Genomic DNA, 21,743 nt, shown 5'->3' on the forward strand with positions numbered 1-21,743 from the left:
TTCAATAATATAAGTTTTAGTCCTTTCAGTGTAAGTTAATAATGAAATGAATGAGTAATTATTTACAAGCCCGGCAGTAGTTCTTTTTTAGTAAAAAACTGATTAGCAGCCTTATCCTGTTCTGACTGAGCTATCAACTGAAACAACATCATAGATTCTTGTCGCCCTAGGTATGCATGAGGAGATTCTATCGCACAGCAAGGGCGCCCATGTTGAAAGATATCGAATGGACCTACCGGATCAAGCGATGTCGAACTCAACACTATAATTTTTATTTTGCTCACTTTTCCATTCTTCCATGTACCGAATTATGTCACATCTGTGCAGCTTAATTCTGGGCAGTTTCCTTTCATCCTTATGTGATTGCTACGTGTTATCCGGCATATTCTACAAACTTATAGAGCGTTGCAACTTTTCTTATCCTGGTATTATGAATAGATCTCAGTACGATTTGCCGACCGACAGGACTAATCGGGAAAGGTTGTTATCCACTTTGCCTGTGACTATTGGACTATACGCATACGCAGCACAAATAGCCGACGCTCGTTTTTTTCCTATGTTATTTCGGCAGCCTGACGTGAATAATCCCAGGTACGATTAGCTGACCCAAATCACTTTTCCATTTCGCAGCCAGAAATGAGATTTGCAGTCGTTTTGCAACCACACTGAAGGATGCAGCGTTGGAATGTCCTTCTGATCAATCATAATTGACCAACTGGGCCTGGCTTCTTTGAGCAGTAGTAACTCAAGTCGCTTGCCACATCCGCAAGGACAGTGAAACGCCACCGCCCAATCCTCGTTGTCTTCTCGCGCCAGGATTAAATTGCGACGTGGGAGCCTCAATGGGGGAGTGTCCCCCTCTACGATAATGACGCGCCGGGGAGGTAACAGAGATTCTTTCAGTTTTAAAATCCAGTGGGGCCAACGCATTAGTGCACCTCCTTGTTAAAAATCGGCATACCCATCAGCGGCTCAATTAATCCACGGCCAAGATGATGGTTTGGTGCACACTCAAAGTCTGAAGCGCTGATGAAATCTTCGTCACTGGCTGCAAGTGAGAAAATTGTGCGAGCTCGTTTGCTATTTGGATCATGGCGAAACGGGTATGCTCGGGCAATGAACTCCATCACGCAATCGCTGGCAGCCCGCATATTGAGAGTTATCACTGAAGGTGCCTCATCCGCTATACCTTTGATATATCCTTCTGCAACCTGTGCATCTAGTTCGCAGGGGGCAACTTTTTGAAGGTACTCCCGGCGAAGTGTTTCTGGTGTATAAACACCACGATCCGCTAGTGTACTTCCTCCGGGCTTAACATAATCCAGACGGCCACATACATCCCCAATTGTTGCACCGTTTTCAGTTTGTCTGGTAGGAATGGTAACGGCTACATCAAACAATGGTTGTAAGAAAGCCGCGGCGATGCGATCGCACATCTGTCTACCTTCGAAGCTGTCCACGCAACAGAACAGTACATCAGCCATACCTGCAGAATTTATGGCTTCGCGAGTGGATATACTGGCTTTAACCGTTACCACCTCGATGTCACTACGATATGCAGAGAGTGCTGCTGCCATGCTGGTAACTTTGGCTACGGCATTGCTCGCATCTTCGATCGTGGAATTAAGAATGCGGTTGAGGTTTTTAAATTCAATTTCGTCAAAGTCGATAAGAATAAGCCGCCCGATCCCGAGACGAGCCAATTGCTCAGCGACGACTGACCCTGTACCTGATACCCCTACGACACAAGCGGTAAGATAGCGTAGATCTTTACCCATTTGTGATGAAAAGGCCATGGGGCGCGGCTGGAGTCCGTCATATTCAGTGAGCCGCCATAATTTCAGATCGTCACCAGCACAATGTACTGAGTCAACGGTGATAATTTCCAGCTGGCTGTTATAAAACCGCACGTGAATTGCTCCGTCGGAAGTCATAATGGCCGAGCCATGAAGAACGTCTGACCGTTCGCTGGCTTCGAATAAAGCCGGTAAGGTTTCACGATCGCTGCCATTATCCATATCAGAAAATACCAATGTCCCTCCAGGATGAGAGTGCATGAGTATTATGGATAAATTGTGCTGCTCAGCCATATCAATGGCATCTTCAATAGAGGCGCCAGGCCAACTGATGAAATCGTGGGTGCGTATACGGCATGTCGAATGATCAACTAGCAGTATGTCTTTGACGACATAGCGAGATACAGAACTTTGTGCGCACAGGATAATGGCCGCGGCCTCCAGGCCGTCCCCAGGGAAAAGATGCTGATGTAGCGTTTTGTGATGGTTCTCACTCAGAGCAAGTCTGACGCGAGAGTCATGGTTTACGACTTTCATTATTCCACCTCCCGCAGAAGCGATTCTTCGACTACAGCCAGATGGGTCGTAACACTATCCGTTTGTGGATTCCAGCGTGTAGCCCCATTAAGATGGCGACTCCACCGCTGATAGGCATTACCGAGAATCGTTTCCTGACATTCAGTCTGACGAATAATTTGCCCATTGTTAAGAGTAAGCGCAGGGTAAACATAGAACATGTCTAACTGAGCATCTGGATACATGGTAGGGATTTCAACGGCTAAATTGATTTGCTCGTGGTTGTAACCCCCGGGTAGGGGGTAGCCATGAATAATCAGCCAGCGACGAGCTCCTGCGAGACGAGTTTCCCAATCATAGTTCTGCTGGTTAAGGTAGGTGCTGTCCTTCTCAAGTAACGAGAAATCCTGGGAAAAAGTGACAACCGCTTCGCCATTATTGATTTCTGCAGGGGTAAGGCGCAGTTTTTCAATGCCGGGTTTTCTCAGATCTATAACGTCATCCATAGCAATAGTCTGCTTTGGCTCACCCTTAACCTTAAGCACCAAAATCCAGCCCTTATCAGGGTTAAAACCTGCAGCTTTGAGGGCATCCCTGGCAATGATTGTTGGCTGCTCAGAGTTGACTATGACCCCTTGGACATTGAGCTGCCAGCATTTTTGGCGGGTGTACAGTTTCTCCAGGCCAGGTTCATCAAGATTAACGCTTTGCCCTTCCTCAAGAAGCTCATCTGGCCGGTTCTGATGTTCAAGCCAGATAGAGCAGTTATCGGGGATTCTTCCTATTTTACGCAGCACATTTTCCCGAATGTGAGATTGTCCCCATGGAAAACGCTGACCATTTAGTGATGCATAAAAAAGACGATCGCTCTCGAAGAAAATGAATTGCTCAACGCCCTGATTGTATACATCGACTTGATCTTCAAGGTTAACCTCAGTGAGTACGCCTTTTTCATCAACCATCAGAAGCATGTATTGTTCAGCAGGATTTTTTCCTGCAGCCGTTAAAATCTGGCGCCCGGTTGGCACAGGATCGGTAATTTCGATAGCAGTACCATGCCAGTCAGGGTCAAGTACTTCGATAAGGTAATGATGAGCGGCGCGCAACGGGCGTCCTTCTCGTCGGGAAAGAGCAATATCTTCGTGCTCAACGAACGTTTGTGATGGTGAGTTTGAATTGTTCATATCGAGTAATCCTCTTGATGGCTAACCGCACCATGCGGTTTCAGAGCCGTTCAGAGGGTTAATCGATACGAATTCACCAACCGGAAAGCTAAATCACTTATTTTTTTCAGAATCATCAATAGGAATTTTGCCACACACAAAAAAGTTCGGGCATCGCGGACAAACCCGGCTGTCCGGACTTGCGGGGAAAAAGCCACGACTTATCGATGTTATAGCTGTTTGAGCTTTATCGAGGCGCGCTTTTTGCTTACGGGTACTCACTGTTACGATCTCTTGGGTTTCTCCGGCCAGGTGTACGGCCTGCACCCGGAAATCCTTACCATAATGACGCCCTGCTGCCTCTAACAGGAGCGTATATTCAATACGGTCAAATTCATCACTACTCTTTTTGCCGGTTTTAATACGGCGGACACAATGGGTTCCATCCTCATTTAGCGTTACCTCGTCGGGTAGAACAATGATCGTTCCTTCAGGGTATGACAGTTGCAGGACTTCTGGTTTTACCAGCTTAAGCCCCAGGCGGGTCTCCATAAGATATTGGACCAGACGCTGACCTATGCGCAGATAATCATCTGCGTAACTATGGTCCACAGGTCCACTCTTGAGCCACGACTCTCTAAACCGGGCCTCCAGTTCCTTCATATCAGGCGAAGAGTCGCTATGATGGTGTTTGAGCCAGTCTAAAATCTCGTAGATGGCAGTATGCATTTTCAAAAAACCGCTCTCACTTCGTTTTCCTGCTAACGAAAGCATGTGGGTGTAGAGAAAACGTCTTGGACACCTGTCGTACAAACTAATCTGTCTGTCCGTCAGCGACAATGCTCCTTTGGCCGGCGTCAGAACCTCAGATCCAGATAGTCGGAGCTGTTTCCGGGGCGGGTTTTTTCGGGTAATAAGGGAAGAAGCTATACGATCGATAAAAATTGAACGATTTCGCTTATTACCGTTAGCCTGAACTGATGACGCGTAGAGAACCAGGTTGTCTTTGGCTCGCGATGTGGCTACGAAGAATTTGCACTCTTCTTCTTCATCATGGCCGGCCTTCGTTGCTTCAAGCCCGGTCATACCCTGGGAACCGTTAATCAATCCATCCGGTGGGGGACAGCGAGGTGACCGATTAGATCCAGGTAAACCGCCAGCGATCAGACCTGGAAGGTGGACGACCTTAAACTCCAGACCTTTACTGGCGTGTATTGTCATCAGTCGTACCCCGTCAATCTCCTGGGCTGACTGCGGCAACTGCCTGATTTCACGATCCTCGGATAACAATACAATACGTCGAATTCTTGATAACAGCCGATCAATTGGAAAACCCGTCCCTTTGATGGGGGTGCGGGAAAAATTAAGAAGTTGCCAGATAGCAATTCCTTTCATTTGGCTTTGTAGATCACCTGCTTGGTATATTTTTTTTGCCCAACCCATGTGATCGATGACTAGGCTCATTAAAACTGCCCAAGGAGCATCGTATGGTTGAAATTCTCCAATAATTCGTGAAAGGCGCATAAGTGAGTCAGCTGAACGCTTGCCAGCCATGCAGTCTTCGTCTGTTAATGACAGCCAGTCTTGAGGAGGACAGTCGACTTCACGAAGGCGGTTCTGAATTGTGAGGACATCACCTAGATCTATCTTATAGCCAGGTATTGTCGCTGCGCGGATCAGGCCTGAAGCCCGTCTGTCGGTGACTAAAGATAATAATGAAAGTAAGTCTTTTATTTCATCGCGTTCAAATACGCTTCCCAAATACAAAATGGGGATGCCCAGCTTTTCAAGATGGGCGGCAATTTCACTCAGACGATTATTCGACGTGCAGAGTATAGCTTGATCTTTATATTCCATACCTGATAAACGGCTGTCTTCAATTGCTCCCGCAATCAATGATATTTCGTCATCTACAGTCGTCGCTAATCTTAGTTCAGGATGATTCCCCAGATTGCCACGATTAGCTCTGAGCTTAAGTGGCAATGCACCTTCCGAAGCTTTCATGTCTTCTGAGAAGAGACGATATAGCTCGACAATTTCGCCGCCGGAACGATAATTAGTATCCAGTTTTTCGATTGTTGCACCATCGAAGTCAGAGGCGAATCGCCCCATGTTGGTCGATGATGCTCCTCTGAAGCGGTAGATAGATTGTCTGGCGTCTCCGACAACCCAAAGTCGCTTGCTATCACCAGATATCGCTTTAAGTAAACGGACAGAAGCCCGGTTTACATCCTGATATTCGTCAACAAGAATATGTTGGTGGCGTAGTGAAAGCGAACGTCTGACCTCAGCATCTTCTTCTACCAGTTTCACTGGAAGAGAGACTAAATCGCCAAAATCAATACTGTCCCTTTGCTTCAGTAATGCTTCGTATGCCTGATACAGGAGCGCAACATCCAGACATTTCTCTGCTTGTATTATTTGAGTTTCATCTGTAGCTGCAGACAGCATTGCTTCAGCCAGCGCTGTGTACTCAGTGGCATCGATCACCTCATCCTTGGCCCGTGAGATGGCTGATAGCATATCGCTCAGATCTAATGCAGGGTCGTACAAATTCCGGAAATGCTTAATGTCCAGCGATGCGAGCTCGTCTTCAAGGAGGTCTATTGCTTCATCGCGTGATATCAGTGCTGGTTTTTCAGACAAGCCAAGGCGATCGTGAAAGCGATGAACGATATCTAACCCAAAAGAATGGAACGTGCCAATCCATAATGTAGCGATTGCTTTAGGATGTTTAGATGAAATGCGTTCTCGTAGTTCACCGGCTGCTTTATTGGAAAATGTCAGTATCAGGATTGCTCCTGGGTCAACCCCTTCCTCAAGCAACGATTCAACACGATGTACTAATGTTCGGGTTTTCCCAGTGCCAGGGCCGGCTTGAAGCAGAAACGGGCTACCGCGATGTATTGCAGCAAGTTGTTGCGACTTATCTAAATCAACCGGGCTGACGGGGTTCGAATGGGTATTAGATTCTGATTTACAGAGCGGGAGTAAAAGCGCATCAACTAATTGTTGCTGGACAACATTCAAAGGGGCTTGGTATTTATCTGCAATATCGAGCGAAGACATGTGCTCATCGACGTGCATGCTCCTCATCAGATAGCGGGGAAGTAATAGCTCGCGAGCAAATAAGTCCATTATTACTTCCCGCCGCTCATGACTCCCATAATCGACGACACTTTCAATGCTCGTGGCAGGGCCCTCAGAAGCCCGGTCATGTTCGGTGTTGTTGGTCAGGCTATCTTCTTCTGAGCCTTCGAGTTCTAAGTGACCAATTTCATGTGCGATTAGGAATGCTTTTTCAAAGCTGCTGCCCACATCCTCGTAAAGGATGACTCTGGCTTGACTGTCAAAAAGAGCCCTGGCACCGTTAAGCTGAGGGTCTCCACCGGAAATAGCATAAACCTCAACATCTCGTAGCTCGGCTTCATTAAGGACATAACCAAGCAGGTCGCATAGATTGCAGCCCCGGTTTGCCGCTGCTTGGTGAAGACTTTCAGCCGTTTGTCGGGCTGCTTCAATAGCATCCATTCTGCAATTAGTCCTTCATGGCCTTCAACATCACCTGCTGTGACTCGCTTAACCCTGATGTAGCTAATAGTTCGTCAAAAGTAACTTTTTGTCCCGCACTGGGTTTCCCTGAGGCCTTAAAACGCTGCCCGGCAGCAATCGCAGGCGGAGCAGTTAATATATCCTGTAATGTCTCAATGGGTAGTTTGAGATTTTGTGCAAGCAATTTAATAAACTGTGCAGGTATCGTGCTGACCTGAACTGCGTTGTCGCGGATGCGGGACAAGAAAAGGCGAGTGACATTTAAGTCATTTGCTAATTCTTTAAACTGCAGAGTGTTCATTTCAGACAGCGGATTAGCGATGTTGTAAGACATCGCGGACGCCGGATCATCCGGGTTCAGCATGGATTGGAATGTTAACCAAGCTTTTTTGCTCTTCTCATCTGACTGCGATTCAGTCGATAATTTATCGAAAGAAGGCGCTGTCAGTAACTCAATAGATAAATCTATAATCGATTCATTGTATTCCGGGTATCGTTTTAGATAACTCGCCAGTGTTTCCGCATTGTGATTGTTTTCCTTTGAAAACGCGTGTAATACGGCTTCTTTGGACGCTTCGCTTTTAAATTTCATCATAGCCCTCCTTCTGCAGTTGGGTTCGCAGGAGTTCGTGAGCACGACTCAGTCTGTTGCGAACAGTTCTGTCCGTGCATGCTAACGCTTTTGCGATGGTCATCACTTCCGGGTTCAGAGACTCGATCTGCATACCCTGTAAGAATAACCCAACTACACGTTTTTCATCTTCTGGTAGCGTGTTAATCGCCTCCATCAGGCATAACCGGAAAGATTCATCATCTAATAATGAGGGGTTTGGGTTGAAAAAGCGTTCAGCGGCATTCTCGACTTCGGGATGAAGAGCTGTACCTTCCTCATCTTCTCTCATTAAGGGTTGATAGTTGATGAGAGGGTCGGTTTCCCGGGCTGGACCAATTCTTTTCAGCACATCCGTTCGAAAGCTGGACAGCGCGTGGTTAAAATTGACCTCCCAGTAGTACATATTGTCCTCCTGAGAATTCCGTTCCTGCGCGATCATTTCGAACAGTTGTCCGGTAATTTCATCGCAAATAGACGCTGTTTGTGCCAAATGTACAGGGGTCAAAGCCCTGTATAACGCTGATTCTACCCGATCATAGAACGTGGTGAAGACAGGCTGAAGATGTTGTTGCGCAAGCCTGATCTCGCTATGGCGTAAGTAATAAATGAGTATTTCTAAGGGGATGGGAGTATTTGGGCATGTAAGCCTGGCAACTAATTGATCAACAGCAAGTGTATCAAGCTCGCTCAGAATATCTTCGATTTCAATACGGCGCTGGTAGGGCTCACCCTTCTTTGTGCATTTTTTAAGCGGTATAATCATCACTGATTCACTTCTCGTTAAATTACCAACCAATCATCCGGGAATATCAGGCAGCAAAGTGTGACCGAAGCCGCAAAGAGATGTGGCAATCATGATTGATAATAACAGGCCCGTCTATTTTTTTGTCACATAAGTCAGGGAGATATTGAATATTTGTGGTGTCTATCGCGAAACATTTATAACTATGTGAAATATATAACTAATTCATTTATAATTCGAGTGTTTTTTGTTACTTAACCTCATATGAACACATCGTTATGTGTTTCACTGTCATTGCTATTTTCTGCTTACAGAGGCTGAACATAGTGGTCAGATTCGGTGAATTTAAAGGAAGTGGATTATGGTGGGGCCTTATCATGCGGGTGATCAGTTTGTGTCTATGATCAGCCGAAAAAGCCAACCGTGACAAATTTCCTCGGTGCGAGAACTATCAGTGTAGGCAGAGTTTCCACTTGCGAAGATTAATGACGAAGCAGGCGCTGAAAAACTGTCGGGTATCCTCACCATCATCAGTGACATGCCCACCGAAGGCTAAGGCCCGTTTTTAGACTTACCCCTACATTTTTTCCAAATATTAGCGATATATTGAATTGTTCTAAACAGTATGCGAGAGAAGGGGTATGGCCAGAATAATACATTCTTCCGGTTTTACTTTTGGCGCAACACTATATATCAGCAAAGAGTCTGTAAGTTACAACGGTGGGGGGCGCTGCCCTCAGGGCATACCTGCACTCTACGATAATACCGGGCACTTTGTTGAGGTCGTCAACCAGTGGCTTCTTGAACTTAAAACAGTCCGCAGACTCGTCGATGTCAATACAGCGGCCAAAGCGCTGCTCCGATACTGGAAGTATCTTGAACGTGAGGGGCTGGAATGGGACTCTTTTCCTCCGGTTAACCGATTAAAGCCAACTTACCGGTTCAGATCTGATGATTTATTGGCGGCAGCCAGAGAAGGCAGAATAGCCTTCTCAACGGCTAACAGTTGTATGGGACAGGTGGTCAGGTTTTATATCTGGGCAATTGAAAATCACTACCTGGCCATCTCAAACAATAAAGAGGCCCCCTTTAAGATTGAATTTGTTGTACGCCAGAATAATGACATGCTGGCACATCTTCGGCCCCGACTCCTGGTTCAAACAAGCGATCTGCGTATCCGGGTCCCCAAGCATTCAAATTCAACTATTTCCTCACTAACACCGCTGTCAATGGAACACCTCAGCCTGATGGCTGCTCATCTCAATAGTCAGTCCCAAGAATTCATCCTGATGACACTTCTCGCCTGTGAAAGTGGTCTGAGACTGAATGAAGTCTGTACTTTCACCGTCAATGCGTTACAGGAAGCAAGGCCTGCAAGCGCACTCAAATCTCGTTTTCATGTCACGATTGGCCCTTCCAACGATGTCAAAACCAAGTTTGGTAAGACACGGACTATTGAAGTTTCAGCGACGCTGCTGAACCTGCTACAGCATTACGCGCTGTCTGAAAGACGGACAGCAAGATTGCTCAAATGGCAGAAGCATACCCAGCCAGCACAGACAATTCCCCCCAATTCATCCCGGGCCAGGACCCTAGCCGGTGGAGCCGCTCCCCGATTTGAGCCCCTTTTTATCAGCCAACAGGGAAATCCTGTTCGACCTGAAGTACTCAACACCAGATGGGTGGCGTTTCGTAACACGCTACGCCAAAAGGACCCGGGCTTTCGCTATCGCTTTCACGATTTGCGAAGTACCTATGCAACCTACCGGCTACATAATTTACTGGAAAGCGGCCTGCCTGAAGGTGAAGCACTGGACTGTCTGATGGGCTGGATGGGGCATAAGCATGAAAACACTACGTTCAAATATATTCGCTTTCTGAACATGAATGAAACAATTAAGTTCGCTTTTTCAGTGCTGGATACTGTCATGGAGCAGGCCACAGCAATCCATCAGGGGGGCACAGACATATGACCTCTCAACAAAATAAAAACCTGAGACTGACGCTTCTCGATGGCGGCAACAGAGAGTCCACAATTGACTTTGATTGCTATAATTTCCCGGGATTTCCGGCTAAAAAACCTTCTCTGGGCTCGCAGCGAGTGTTGCGCCCGATCAGTGCAGATACTTTGTTCGTTTCTTTTCGGGATGCCGATTATGCGGATGCAACAAAGTTTGGCCTAATCGCTAATCTGAGAAAGTATGTCGCATTCTGCGACAGCGTGTCATTGCCCGTTTTTGCACACGAATCCGTCATGGCCTTTGGCGATCACATTGTTCAAAAAAACAAATCAGGTCATTTACGAAACAGCACCTGCACCCAGGTGATTTCAGGGATTAAGCAGTGCTTCGTTCTACTGAACAGGCCGGGGCACTGGTTCGACTTACTCCCAACACTGGGTAAATCCCAGGCAACGCCACACAAGGCATATAGTGATAACGATTTAAAAAAGCTATTACCTCTGCTTCGTGCACTGTTCAAACAACTCTCCCACCAATTTCTGAAGTACCCGGAGCGCCACTTTTATGCGACCAACTTTAAGCCGACCATGACGTTTGTCTGGAAAGGGGAGAATATTAAAATTTACGGGGCCGTCAGCAAAATGATGGCCGCAGCAACTTATCTGATGTCCTACTACACCTGGGCAAACACCGCTTCGCTACTGGCCATACAAACACCGGACGAGACCACACAATCAACGAAAGAAAAGTGGTACCAGATGCCCGTCTTTAAACGACGTTCTTTCAGGATAATCACACTCAGGTTTGGCGATCATGGTGAGCTTAATATTCCGAAATATTCCCTTGAGTTTTTTAATATGTTGCTGAAAGTCTCGCGACTAATATCTTTCTGTCAGGAAGGCGACACACCTCCCCATCTTCTGATAACCGCCAGGAATTCGCACGTCGCCCCCATGAGTGCGGGCGAACTGACGCGCTTTAACAATTTCCTGCAAGAAGCATTTAACCTGAAAGATGACAAAGGCGAGATTCTGAGAGCTGCGATTTCCCGTTTTCGTGCCACCGGAAGCCAGATGATGCAATTGCACCACCGTCCCGCGCTAAGCGCGGAACTTCTCGGAAATACCACCCGGACAGTACGACGTCATTACTCTGAAGGGAATGAATTTGATAATCAGTCCATGATCCAGGATGCCGTGTCTGTGATGGCAGATAAGGCCTGGCATGAAGAAAGCACAGACAAGGCAAAACTTCGAAGGAAAGAGGATCTTGGAGTAGAAATTCTCACTTATGAGAACCTGCTAAAGATGCATACTCCACCTGTGAAACAGGCTCATGGCAGCTATTGCCAAAACCCGTTTAGCGAACAAGCTGAGCGATTTATCTCACGGGTACGCAGGCACGGATTACTTTCCACAGAGAAATTCGCCTGCTCGGATTTGATGAAATGCTTCTCCTGTCCACACCAGATTATTGTCGCTGAACCCAACGATATCTGGTGCCTGATGAGTTTTAAGGAATGTCTGGAAGACAGTATTTATCGACATATTGATCACCAGCATTTTTATAAAAATTATGCTGCAGTTCTTTCCGCTGTCGACAAGATCCTCAACCAGATTGAAAAAAAAGTCCTGCAGGAAGCAACATGTAAACTCATGGATGACGGCCCGCATCCACTCTGGCAGGAACCCCTTGCCTTTCTTCCGAAAGAAAAGCTGGAGGCACTGTGAGAAAAAGTACACTGGCAATTCTGTTGCCTCATGAACTTGAAGCACATCAATGCCCTGAAGTCCATGACGTTATTGCCCTGCACAGCCAGCAACAACAAGCCAAGCTCGACGAGGTTGTTTTGTGCAAGGATGAATCCGGAAATACCATCGCGAAATTTGGCGATCTCAGTTGGGACTGTTCACGACTGGTCACCACTAAAAACTCTTCACACCGGAAAATCGATTTCTCGGAATTCCGACAATATTCGGATCTCCTGAACGAACTGAAGCTGATTTGTTACGGATGGATGTTCACGAAAAATCTGCAGTACAGTGCTCCGACCAAAATGTCGACCATCATTGGTCGCATATCAGGTCTGAAGATGAGTTACCGCTTTCTCGCAGAACGCAGTTTGTGCAGTATCCGCGTTCTTGACACTCCTGCTGAATGGGCAAAATTCCTTTCATTTCTCGAGGCTCAGAACAAAAGCGCAGGAACATTGACGCATATTCTTTGTGCGGTACAGCAGGCCAGACGTTTATTTCCCTGGATGGGCTATGACAGCTCGGAGATGAACTTCAGCCCCATTAATCTGAGTAAACGACTCTGTCGGCCGGAGGCCACGGAACGGGAACAAACACTGGCAATACCCGAGCGGATAGCCGATGCTCTCTTACATCACGCAGTCAACCTTGTAGAAACGGCATGGCCATACCGGGCAAGGCTTGGTAAAACCGAACGTTTACTCCAGGAAAATTACGAGGCGGGTGAAGAGGCCGTAAACGAAAAAATTCGCGCAGGTGTCTGGAAATGGCTGAATGAAGAAAAAGGGAGTGCTGAGTTCAAACATCGCTTTGCAAAAGAGGCTGTGTATTTAGCACCTCACAACGCATCAGATATTATTAAGCAACAACTTTCCGGCTATCCGGACTGTCCGGCCCGGGCCAACGGAATATGGTGGTATCAGTATCGGGCAAATCTGCTCTCAGCGTGCTTTGTCTGTTGTGCGGCCTTCTCAGGTATGCGAGAAAGTGAACTCTACGAGCTCACGCCTGAAAGCTACTATAGTGCGACCCACAGCGGCAGGACATTTCATTTTTTAAAAGCCAAAACCCATAAAATGGGGGAAAAACACACTGAGTGGGTTGTTGCCCCCATTGTGCAAAAAGTTATCGAGCTCGTCGCGGCATTGACAGAACACTTGCGCAATCAAATTCTTGAATCGGCCACAACTGCGCGTGAAAAAGCCCTTAGCAGATGCTTATGGTTGTCACAGGGACAGCGCTCAACCCTGCCGAAACGGATCTCCTGCTGGACCTTGAGGCTCACCAATTTTTCCCGGCTGGCAGGTCTGTATGTCACTCCGGAAGATTATGACGATTGCCTGCGTGCCAACCCTAACAGCAGGGAGCGGATAAAGAATCACGTACAGACCGGGAGATTGTGGAAACTATCCCCTCACCAGTTCAGACGAACACTCGCTTATTTCACCATCAAAAACCGGCTGGGAAATGCTATCGCCATAAAGCAACAGTTTAAACACCTCTATCTTCAGATGTCAGAATGGTACTGCGAAGGCGGTATTTCTTCAAGGTTACAAGGTATTGAAATCGATAAAGATTTACAAAGAATGATAGACACCGCCGGTGACGAGCAGATTGCCCATAAATACTGGTCGTGGTTTAAAGGCAGTGGGATATTGTCAGGAAGTCACGGCAAGGACATCATGAAAATGCGCAATGACCTTCCCCTAGTGTACAGGTGCTGGGACAGTCTGCTTAAGCACGTTAAGGAAAAAAGGCTTACGCTTCATGGCACCCTGCACGCTTACTGTAAGAATGGCTATGACTGCGACATGGGGGGCGTTATCAATCCGGCATTCTGTGTCGATTGCGGCTCACATGGCAGCATTATCGATGAAGAACAGGCGATGTGGTGGAAGAACAAGCATGACAACCTGACCCGCTGGCTGACCGATAATCCCGGCGCTTCTGTTGCAGAATTTACTCACTGCATGACGCAAATTCTAGCGGCTGAGAAAGTCATGACGGACTTTTCTGTCAGTTTCGCTCCTTACCAGCCTGAACCCCGGGTAAGAACCGATGAGTAAAAGAGATAACACCTTGCTAATCCTTGAAGAGGCGCTGGCTCGTGTTCTGAGCGGCGATACCCGACGGATCCCCCCGACCAGAAAACTCAGTGCCCGGGCCGTTGAGACAGAGGCTGGCCTTAGCAACGGAAGTGCATATTATTACCCTGAATTTATAGAAAAGATTTCGACACTCAAACACAAGTCTGATCCTTCAGTACCACTCCGCAGCTCCGCAAGCAGAATGGGCAAATGGAAGGAAAAAGCGCAGGAAGCGGAACGTCTTAAAAGTAAGTTTCGTGAAGAATGTAACGAGTTGAAGCAACTGAATGCACAGATAGCTGCAGATCAATACCGGCAAATGATGGCCCTGCAGGAAGCAATACAAAAAATAACAGAACTGGAAAAAATCATCGAAAATCTCAATGCAGAACTGATCGATACTCGGCGGCGAAATATTCAGCGAATTTAGTTGCCAGGCAGATCGCTGCGTTACCTGTGACTTCTGGCTACCCATCAGTGAGGCATAAGAAAAGGTGATCCTGGTAGCTAACGGGAAAAGGGTAACAAAGCCACCAGAAGCACACGGGAGAGATTTGAGCGCAACAGGCATGGGGCAGCAATGCAACCCCTCTGCACAGAAGTGTATCTTTCGTGAATCAGGCTGAACGTCATCATGGTAAGCAGCAGAATTTTACGAGCTATCATGAAGAATGCTGCGGAAGAGTAATTTAATGCAAAGGGGAGAATATGACTAAAGGAAAAGTAACTTTTCTTTCTGAGCAACATCCCGTGAAACGCTGGCCATTATCAAGCGGAAAGCGAGTCAGAGCAGCACAGGGTGATGGTACTGGTATGCTTGCTGGCGTTTATCCGGCCTTAATTGGCAGCAAAATTAAAGAACTAAAAGCCGTTCAGGATTGCAGATCATGACCAGTAAAGATTTACATCTAAAAGCTGTAGCGCTTTTTGAAGGAAACCAAGAAGCTACTTTGAGATGGTGCAACGCCCCCAATAGAGCGTTAGGCTGGAAAACACCTGCTGAGACCATTGGTACCGAAGAGGGAAGATTAATGGTTGCCTCATTAATTTTGCGTATAGAGCATGGGGTTTACTCTTAAGCCTGGAGTGTTCTTACAATCGCATGCATTTCTTACTCTCATGGTCAGGTGAGATTGAAACACCGCAGGGGCCGATTACAGGGCATTTCAGTGTAATCGCCCTCTTTCATTTCGCATCGCATACGTTACATATACGGAATTTTTTAGTGTTTTGGTAATGCATACGATGCGAAAAATGTACGTATGCAGATACTTTCCTACATAAGTACCACTACTACTTCATCCCTCGATTTCTTTCAGTTTGCATCCTAAAACACAGGGCTAAACGGCCAGAGACATCGGCTTCAAATGTTACAATCTGGCTATTACCCAATACCAAAGAGCTTGTTGACATGCCTGATGTGAATCCAACTCTGAAAAGAATATTTTTTCTGAAAAAATCAAAAATCAAACATCAAACATAATTCATTGATTTATTTCAATTTTCAGAATAATAAATTTAGGTGGTGTATGGGTATTGTGTAACCATGCGTTAAGGTTTGGTAAAAAACCAGAAAGGCTATGGACCGCAGGGTTGGTAGCCTTTTTTATTGTTTGAAATTCTATCCTCATGAATGTTTTTTACTTTCGCACGGGTGATCCCTTAGTAGTTTCCAGCCAAAATTCATGCCCGCAGCAGCCAGTAGGATGGCGGCCGCCCCAGCCAATTGCACGGCACTCAAGCGGTGATCGAATACCAGCCAGTCGACAATAATCGCCACAACCGGATAGATAAAAGATAACGCACCCACCAAGCTGGTCGGGATTTTCTGAATCGCGCCGTACAACAGTGCAGACATCAGCCCTGTGTGAACCACGCCGATAATAAACAGTAATCCCCATGTGCTACCTGATAGCGGTAAATCGGACCAACAAACGAAGGGTGCCAGCAAAATAGCGCCAACCAACAACTGAATCAGTACAATCAGATGTGGTGGCAAGCCTTTTAGCCGCTTGATAATCGCGGCCGTTACCGCATACATAAATGCCGCCCCCAGCGCCATAATAATGCCGAAGAGGTAATCAGAACCTGAAGTGATGGCCCCCGTTTGCCCGATAATAATAAACAGCATCCCGCCAAAAGCGACCAGTAACCAACAGAGCGCATTTGCTGTTAATTTCTCACCAAAAAACAGCACCCCCAGCCCAACCAGCATAAAGGGTTGAGTATGGTAGGTAACGGTTGCCACCGAAATGGAGGCATAAGAGTAAGCGCCAAAGAGTAGAACCCAGTTCAATACCAGCGTAATACCACCGATAACGGCAATGACGATATGTTGTCGCGTGAGCACACCGCGTTTGAGTAAACCCAGCATGGCACAAGCGATAAACATGGCGAATGCACCAAATACGCAGCGCCAGAACACAACCGTTACTGCAGGCTGCCCTGATGCGATAACCGGCCAACCTACAGTACCGGAAATAAGCATAGCTGCGATCATTTCCATTGCCCCGCGAGCTTTCATTTTCATCATTCTCTCTCCGTAATCGCTGCCAGGGTGCTTTTGTATTTGAGTGCTTGGCACTCAACAGACAATACATTAAAATGAACAAGTGATTATTATAGTGAACGACAATCAATCGTTCGTCAAGATGAACAAATGAATGATATGGTGAACAATGACTCACTTTATGCCCGATAATTCAGACCATGCAGCAACCCCGATTGGCTTGCTTTCTGCTTCTATTCGCCGGGAACGTGAGAAGTTAGGGCTGACGGTAACGGAATTAGCCAAACGCGCAGGTATCGCAAAATCAACGTTATCGCAATTGGAAGGCGGAGCGGGTAATCCCAGCCTGGAAACACTCTGGTCGTTAGCCATGGCACTGGATGTTCCGGTCAGTCGGCTTATCGCCCAGCCGCGCATGCATGTTCAGGTGATCAGGGCCAATGAAGGGATTGCCGCGGTTTCTGAACAGGCGAACTACACCGCGACTTTACTGGCTGCCTGCCCTACAGGGGTACAGCGGGATATCTATCGGATTAACGTTCAACCCGGTGAACTCCGGCGCTCCCGAGCACATATGCCCGGTACCATTGAACATGTGATTATCGGTTCAGGAAAAGCCAGGATCGGGCCGGTTGACCAAGCTGTAGAGTTAAACGCAGGCGACTACATTAGCTATTCTGCTGATGTGGAACATATTTTTGAAGCACTGGCCGTGGATACCACGGCCGTGATGATGATTGAGCACACATAAGATATTGAAATATCCGTGGTCATACAGCATCCCGACCGACATTAACCCCAGCATAACCGTTGGTCAGGTTGTGATAGGCCTCGACTCTGCTATTATCCACAGGTCACAAGCATTCGTATGTCATATTTTGTAAGGTAATCATCTGCATAAGGCATGGATTAAGGCCACTGAGGAGAATTATGCCAAACGCACCGAAAGACAAATCAGCCCCACTGGCGGCAGGGATTGAAACCGGCAAAAAAGCCATTTCCTATATGACCCAGCTGAGTAACCACATCAAAGTTTACCCAGCAGTTGCCCATATTATCCGTGCTACCGATCGTTTTAATGACCGGATGGGCAGCCAGTTTGGTGCAGCTATTACGTATTTTTCGTTTTTGTCATTGATCCCTATTTTGATGGTTTCTTTCGCCGCAGTCGGTTTTGTACTGGCGTCCAATCCTGACTTATTAGCTGAATTAATTAATAAAATTGTTAATACCATCAGTGATCCAACACTGGCCACTACACTTAAAAACACGGTAAATACCGCGATCCAGCAGCGCACCACCGTCGGCTTGACTGGCTTAGCGATTGCGCTGTATTCCGGTATCAGTTGGATGGGGAACTTACGCGAGGCGATTCGTGCTCAATCACGGGATGTGTGGGAGCGTAACCCACAGGATCAGGAGAAATTCTACTATCGCTATGCCCGTGATTTTATCTCGCTGACTGGGTTGGTTATCGCACTGATTATCACCCTGTCACTGACGTCAATTGCCGGTGCCGCACAATCTGCCATTGTTGATGCATTAGGGTTGGGGGGGATTGATTGGTTGCGGCCCGTGATGACACTGATTGCGCTGTCGATCTCTATTGCGGCTAATTATTTGTTATTTTTATGGATTTTCTGGATTCTACCGCGCCATAAGCCCAAGAAAAAAGCGTTACTGCGCGGGACCTTGGTTGCCGCCATTGGCTTTGAGATAATTAAATTTGTTATGACCATGATGCTGCCACGCCTTGCCAGTTCGCCATCCGGGGCGGCTTTTGGTTCCGTTATTGGTTTAATGGCATTTTTCTACTTTTTTGCCCGACTAACGTTATTTTGTGCCGCCTGGATAGCGACAGCCCACTATGTAGAGGATGAAACCTTACCGCAAGGTACAGGGAAATAAGGCCATCCAATAAGCCCAACCTGATAAGGTTAATACCCCATTAATGATAAATAAGCATTATGGCGTTTGCCCACCTCACTGACTTATCACTACACTGGTCGCCGTTATCAAAAAAACAGAGGGCTATCCGTGTCACGTTATATAAAAAAGCCGTGGTTTTTACTGATATTACTCGCAGTTGCGCTGTTGGCCACGGTGTATAAATTGCGTTTTAGCAATGCGGATGCTCTGTGGAAAATCGTTAGCCAGCAATGTGTTCCCCATATGGTCGCAGAACATAACCCGCAGCCTTGTGTCGCGGCTGATATACCGGCTGGCTTTGTGGTGTATAAATCGAATGTTGGGCCATTGCAGTATTTGTTGATGCCGACCGCTAAAATCAGCGGCATGGAAAGCCCACAGTTGTTAACGAGCAGCAGCCCAAACTACTTCCTTGATGCCTGGCAAGCCCGTCACTTTATGGCAGATAAATACGGCGCACCGATTGATGATGCGGATATCTCACTGACCATTAATTCAAAATACGGGCGTAGTCAGGATCATTTACATATCCATATTTCTTGCCTGAAACCACAGGTAAAAGCGGCGCTGGCGGCGCAAGAAGCAAACTTCCGTCAGCAGTGGCAGCCCCTGCCGGCGGGTCTGTTAGGTCATGACTATCTGGTGCGGCGCACAACAGCCGCTGAATTGCAGCATTCAGGTGCATTCCGCCTGTTAGCCGATGAGGTGGCTGGGGCGAAAGATAATATGGGCCGCTATGGTTTAGCCATGACCGCATTGCCTGATGGGGCATTTTTACTACTGGCAAGCCAGGCGAGCCTGACGAAACTGCACCGTGCATCAGTGGAAGAATTGCAGGATCACGACTGTAATTTGCTATCTCCACCGCCGCCGCCGCTGGTTTCTTCACCGTAGAGTTAAAACAACCGGCAGTTAGCTACTCGCGCTCACCGTCATTCGCCAGTATCCTGTTCAAATTGAGTGGGTTACTGGCTCCCATTAGCCTGGCGATAACGCTTTTATTACTCTATTTCTTTTGCTTTATTTTTTGCAGGAAAGGGGTGCACTGATTTCCATCAGCCTCACTGGGCGAAATCAGTGCCAGCAATGCCGCAGCAGGCGTGAGTGCGACACCCAATACAGCAGCAACTGCACCACGGGCGATCAACGGCCCCGCTTTCACACCAGCATCAGGCTGTTTAAATGTTCCTTTCACATACAGCGGAGAGCGTAGGGTCAGAATACGCAACCCTTTGCTTTCTGGATCGATCGATAAGTCCAACCGCTCAGTAGCAAAATTGATATTACCGGTAATGTTGATAATGGCATTCTCGGTATCAATGACAAATAAGCGCGGTGTGGCCAATCCATTGCGCAACTGCACATCGGCCACGGCACAGTTAATTTTTACCTCATCATCACCAAACAGCTTTGCCACCAGATAGTTACCCACATTCAGCCCCAGCAACTCCATCAGGCTACGGCTGATTAACCCCTGATTCAGTAGCAAGCGCAGGTTACCATTACTGGTTGCCAGCAACGCAGCCACGGAGTTACCGGTAGCGGTAAATGATGCATCGCCATTCAACTGCCCCAGACTGTTGCGCATCGCTTTTACCTGCGGCAATAGCTCTTTCAATTGCAGGCGGCGGGCATGCAAATCAACCTTACCGGTCATCGGATCTTTGTTGCCATTCAGCCGCAAAGTGGCATTAAGATTACCGCCCGCCATGCCAAAACGCAGGGGATCGAGGAGTAATTCCCCCTCATTGAGTACCACGTGGGTGGACAGATTACTCAAGGGTAATGATTTATCCCGTTCGATACGCTTAGCCGCATACGTGACATCAGCATCCATCACTCCCCAACTTTTGGTATCAAACTTATCTGTCGGCAATACCTTGTTTGCGGGCTGCCGGTTTCGCTCACCGCGATTGGCTTTTTCCTGATTAGAGTCAGCGCCAATCAATGGTGCTAAGTCTGTAAAACGCAATTTTTCTGATGACATTTTACCCGTTAACTTCGGGCGTGGCTGGCTGGCGGTATAGGTCAGGCTGCCATTAATATCACTGTCACCAATTTTACCGTTAAAGTTTTGATAGTGATAAACCGCGCCGCCAGTTTGCTTTAGGCTGGCAATTAAACGGCCATCGGTATTGTAAGGTGGGGTCGCGGGCAGTAATACACCGATAAGGGGATAGAGGTTATCCAAACTGGTACCGGAAAACTTCAGTTGCAGATCTAATCCCGCCAGATTGCCAGGGTCAGTTAACGTACCGACTACCGCCACACGGGTAGAGCCAGAACGCACATCAGCCTGCAACGGGAATGGCACGCTCGCATCACTCATCGATAACATGCCACCTATCTTTCCGCTGCCGGAGAGTGGCTGGCTTTGATACTTACCGTCAATTTTCCAACCGAAAACATAATCTGGCGTGTTGCTTTGCGCCTTATCAGTGACCGGTTTATCCTTTTTCTCATTACGCTTACCCGTCACCTCAGCAAACGGCAACGGCTTACCCAGTGGATCGATCACGGCGTGCAGCTCAGCTTTCAGGATGGCGTCACTTAGGCTTATTTCACCGCGATCAAAGACAATATCGTCGATATTCACTGACCAAGCTGAAGGTGGTGCTTCCCCCTGAACGGGGCTATTGGCCAGATTGAAGGTCCAGTTATTGTTACCGTTAGCCAGACGAAGCAGCTTGGCATCCGGTTGTGTTAGCCAGATACGAGGGATCCAGACTCTCTGCGCCAATAGGGCTAACGGCGCAATACTGGCATCAATTCGTTTTAACGTGACCATTTCCCCAGCCGGAAAATCTGTAGCGGGAGGGTTATCTTTATTGTCTGTTTTATCACTGACTAAATCTGGCGGATTACCCAATACCAAATCTTCAGCATAGATATGTGGCCATGGCACCCAACCGCGCCAACCCGGCTCATCCCCTTGACGTGACCAATCCACCCCCAAGTTGCCCCGGATAGCAAAAGGCCGCTGCAACTCAGCAGAGACTTTATCATTAATGGTTGGTTTCAAACGGTTCCAGTCAAAGGTCATTACGAATATCACCGTGGCGGCCAGTAGCAGCACGATAAGACCACCAATAGCGGTCAGCACTTTCCCGGTTTTTGTCAT

17 protein-coding genes are annotated in these 21,743 nt (G+C 47.4%); 9 read left to right on the forward strand and 8 right to left on the reverse strand.

Annotated features, from left to right (window positions below):
* Window positions 1–597: 597 nt before the first annotated feature.
* The 6 genes from A6J67_RS23920 to A6J67_RS02470 form a co-directional block, all read right to left on the reverse strand.
* Window positions 598–930, reverse strand: coding sequence for a DUF6527 family protein (locus tag A6J67_RS23920; protein WP_080608032.1), 333 nt, complete (start codon window positions 928–930; stop codon window positions 598–600).
* Complete coding sequence (locus tag A6J67_RS02450; protein WP_080608033.1) at window positions 930–2,333, reverse strand: ThiF family adenylyltransferase; 1,404 nt, start codon at window positions 2,331–2,333, stop codon at window positions 930–932. Before A6J67_RS02450 ends, A6J67_RS23920 begins: the two co-directional genes overlap by 1 nt.
* On the reverse strand, window positions 2,333–3,496 hold the full coding sequence (locus A6J67_RS02455) for a multiubiquitin domain-containing protein (protein WP_080608034.1): 1,164 nt from the start codon (window positions 3,494–3,496) through the stop codon (window positions 2,333–2,335). The genes A6J67_RS02450 and A6J67_RS02455 overlap by 1 nt, the downstream gene beginning before the upstream one ends.
* 93 nt (window positions 3,497–3,589) lie before the next feature.
* Window positions 3,590–7,006, reverse strand: coding sequence for a UvrD-helicase domain-containing protein (locus A6J67_RS02460; protein ID WP_080608035.1), 3,417 nt, complete (start codon window positions 7,004–7,006; stop codon window positions 3,590–3,592).
* 7 nt (window positions 7,007–7,013) lie between these two features.
* The gene (locus A6J67_RS02465; protein WP_125461910.1) at window positions 7,014–7,622 is read right to left on the reverse strand and encodes a hypothetical protein; all 609 of its coding nucleotides are present in this window, start codon (window positions 7,620–7,622) and stop codon (window positions 7,014–7,016) included.
* Window positions 7,609–8,406 carry a sigma factor-like helix-turn-helix DNA-binding protein gene (locus A6J67_RS02470; protein ID WP_125461911.1) on the reverse strand — a complete coding sequence of 266 codons (798 nt, stop codon included), beginning with the start codon at window positions 8,404–8,406 and terminating at the stop codon, window positions 7,609–7,611. Before A6J67_RS02470 ends, A6J67_RS02465 begins: the two co-directional genes overlap by 14 nt.
* Before the next feature lie 617 nt (window positions 8,407–9,023).
* Between A6J67_RS02470 and A6J67_RS02475 the strand changes: the two genes are divergently transcribed.
* From A6J67_RS02475 to A6J67_RS02500, 6 genes are all read left to right on the forward strand, one after another.
* Window positions 9,024–10,355 (forward strand): site-specific integrase, encoded by a 1,332-nt coding sequence (locus tag A6J67_RS02475; RefSeq protein ID WP_080608038.1) that lies wholly within the window; start codon window positions 9,024–9,026, stop codon window positions 10,353–10,355.
* Complete coding sequence (locus A6J67_RS02480) at window positions 10,352–12,073, forward strand: hypothetical protein (protein WP_080608039.1); 1,722 nt, start codon at window positions 10,352–10,354, stop codon at window positions 12,071–12,073. The genes A6J67_RS02475 and A6J67_RS02480 overlap by 4 nt, the downstream gene beginning before the upstream one ends.
* On the forward strand, window positions 12,070–14,163 hold the full coding sequence (locus A6J67_RS02485) for a hypothetical protein (protein ID WP_080608040.1): 2,094 nt from the start codon (window positions 12,070–12,072) through the stop codon (window positions 14,161–14,163). Before A6J67_RS02480 ends, A6J67_RS02485 begins: the two co-directional genes overlap by 4 nt.
* Window positions 14,156–14,614 carry a hypothetical protein gene (locus tag A6J67_RS02490; RefSeq protein WP_080608041.1) on the forward strand — a complete coding sequence of 153 codons (459 nt, stop codon included), beginning with the start codon at window positions 14,156–14,158 and terminating at the stop codon, window positions 14,612–14,614. The genes A6J67_RS02485 and A6J67_RS02490 overlap by 8 nt, the downstream gene beginning before the upstream one ends.
* A gap of 278 nt (window positions 14,615–14,892) precedes the next feature.
* Entirely contained in the window at window positions 14,893–15,075 is a 183-nt protein-coding gene (locus tag A6J67_RS02495) for a hypothetical protein (protein WP_080608042.1), read from the forward strand.
* The gene (locus A6J67_RS02500; protein WP_226967875.1) at window positions 15,072–15,263 is read left to right on the forward strand and encodes an MbcA/ParS/Xre antitoxin family protein; all 192 of its coding nucleotides are present in this window, start codon (window positions 15,072–15,074) and stop codon (window positions 15,261–15,263) included. The genes A6J67_RS02495 and A6J67_RS02500 overlap by 4 nt, the downstream gene beginning before the upstream one ends.
* 548 nt (window positions 15,264–15,811) lie before the next feature.
* Here the strand turns inward: A6J67_RS02500 and A6J67_RS02505 are convergent.
* On the reverse strand, window positions 15,812–16,714 hold the full coding sequence (locus A6J67_RS02505; RefSeq protein ID WP_032906796.1) for a DMT family transporter: 903 nt from the start codon (window positions 16,712–16,714) through the stop codon (window positions 15,812–15,814).
* Between the two features lie 160 nt (window positions 16,715–16,874).
* Between A6J67_RS02505 and A6J67_RS02510 the strand changes: the two genes are divergently transcribed.
* The 3 genes from A6J67_RS02510 (at window position 16,875) to A6J67_RS02520 (ending at window position 19,516) form a co-directional block, all read left to right on the forward strand.
* Window positions 16,875–17,444, forward strand: a complete 570-nt coding sequence (locus tag A6J67_RS02510; RefSeq protein WP_032906795.1) for a helix-turn-helix domain-containing protein — start codon at window positions 16,875–16,877, stop codon at window positions 17,442–17,444.
* A gap of 179 nt (window positions 17,445–17,623) precedes the next feature.
* Window positions 17,624–18,601 carry an inner membrane protein YhjD gene (gene yhjD / locus A6J67_RS02515; protein WP_050297627.1) on the forward strand — a complete coding sequence of 326 codons (978 nt, stop codon included), beginning with the start codon at window positions 17,624–17,626 and terminating at the stop codon, window positions 18,599–18,601.
* A gap of 129 nt (window positions 18,602–18,730) precedes the next feature.
* Complete coding sequence (locus tag A6J67_RS02520) at window positions 18,731–19,516, forward strand: CDP-diacylglycerol diphosphatase (protein ID WP_032906783.1); 786 nt, start codon at window positions 18,731–18,733, stop codon at window positions 19,514–19,516.
* A 112-nt stretch (window positions 19,517–19,628) separates the two neighbouring features.
* On the opposite strand, the gene A6J67_RS02525 is transcribed toward A6J67_RS02520, so the two are convergent.
* Window positions 19,629–21,743 carry an AsmA family protein gene (locus A6J67_RS02525; protein WP_042568794.1) on the reverse strand — a complete coding sequence of 705 codons (2,115 nt, stop codon included), beginning with the start codon at window positions 21,741–21,743 and terminating at the stop codon, window positions 19,629–19,631.

This window comes from Yersinia sp. FDAARGOS_228 (genome assembly GCF_002073315.2).
In the GTDB taxonomy this organism is placed as follows: domain Bacteria; phylum Pseudomonadota; class Gammaproteobacteria; order Enterobacterales; family Enterobacteriaceae; genus Yersinia; species Yersinia intermedia.

Coding starts and splice junctions, on each gene's coding strand:
- A6J67_RS23920 (WP_080608032.1), bottom strand. CDS start 930: ATGCGTTGGCCCCACTGGATTTTAAAACTGAAAGAATCTCTGTTACCT.
- A6J67_RS02450 (WP_080608033.1), bottom strand. CDS start 2,333: ATGAAAGTCGTAAACCATGACTCTCGCGTCAGACTTGCTCTGAGTGAG.
- A6J67_RS02455 (WP_080608034.1), bottom strand. CDS start 3,496: ATGAACAATTCAAACTCACCATCACAAACGTTCGTTGAGCACGAAGAT.
- A6J67_RS02460 (WP_080608035.1), bottom strand. CDS start 7,006: ATGGATGCTATTGAAGCAGCCCGACAAACGGCTGAAAGTCTTCACCAA.
- A6J67_RS02465 (WP_125461910.1), bottom strand. CDS start 7,622: ATGATGAAATTTAAAAGCGAAGCGTCCAAAGAAGCCGTATTACACGCG.
- A6J67_RS02475 (WP_080608038.1), top strand. CDS start 9,024: ATGGCCAGAATAATACATTCTTCCGGTTTTACTTTTGGCGCAACACTA.
- A6J67_RS02480 (WP_080608039.1), top strand. CDS start 10,352: ATGACCTCTCAACAAAATAAAAACCTGAGACTGACGCTTCTCGATGGC.
- A6J67_RS02490 (WP_080608041.1), top strand. CDS start 14,156: ATGAGTAAAAGAGATAACACCTTGCTAATCCTTGAAGAGGCGCTGGCT.
- A6J67_RS02495 (WP_080608042.1), top strand. CDS start 14,893: ATGACTAAAGGAAAAGTAACTTTTCTTTCTGAGCAACATCCCGTGAAA.
- A6J67_RS02500 (WP_226967875.1), top strand. CDS start 15,072: ATGACCAGTAAAGATTTACATCTAAAAGCTGTAGCGCTTTTTGAAGGA.
- A6J67_RS02505 (WP_032906796.1), bottom strand. CDS start 16,714: ATGAAAATGAAAGCTCGCGGGGCAATGGAAATGATCGCAGCTATGCTT.
- A6J67_RS02510 (WP_032906795.1), top strand. CDS start 16,875: ATGCCCGATAATTCAGACCATGCAGCAACCCCGATTGGCTTGCTTTCT.
- yhjD (WP_050297627.1), top strand. CDS start 17,624: ATGCCAAACGCACCGAAAGACAAATCAGCCCCACTGGCGGCAGGGATT.
- A6J67_RS02525 (WP_042568794.1), bottom strand. CDS start 21,743: ATGACAAAAACCGGGAAAGTGCTGACCGCTATTGGTGGTCTTATCGTG.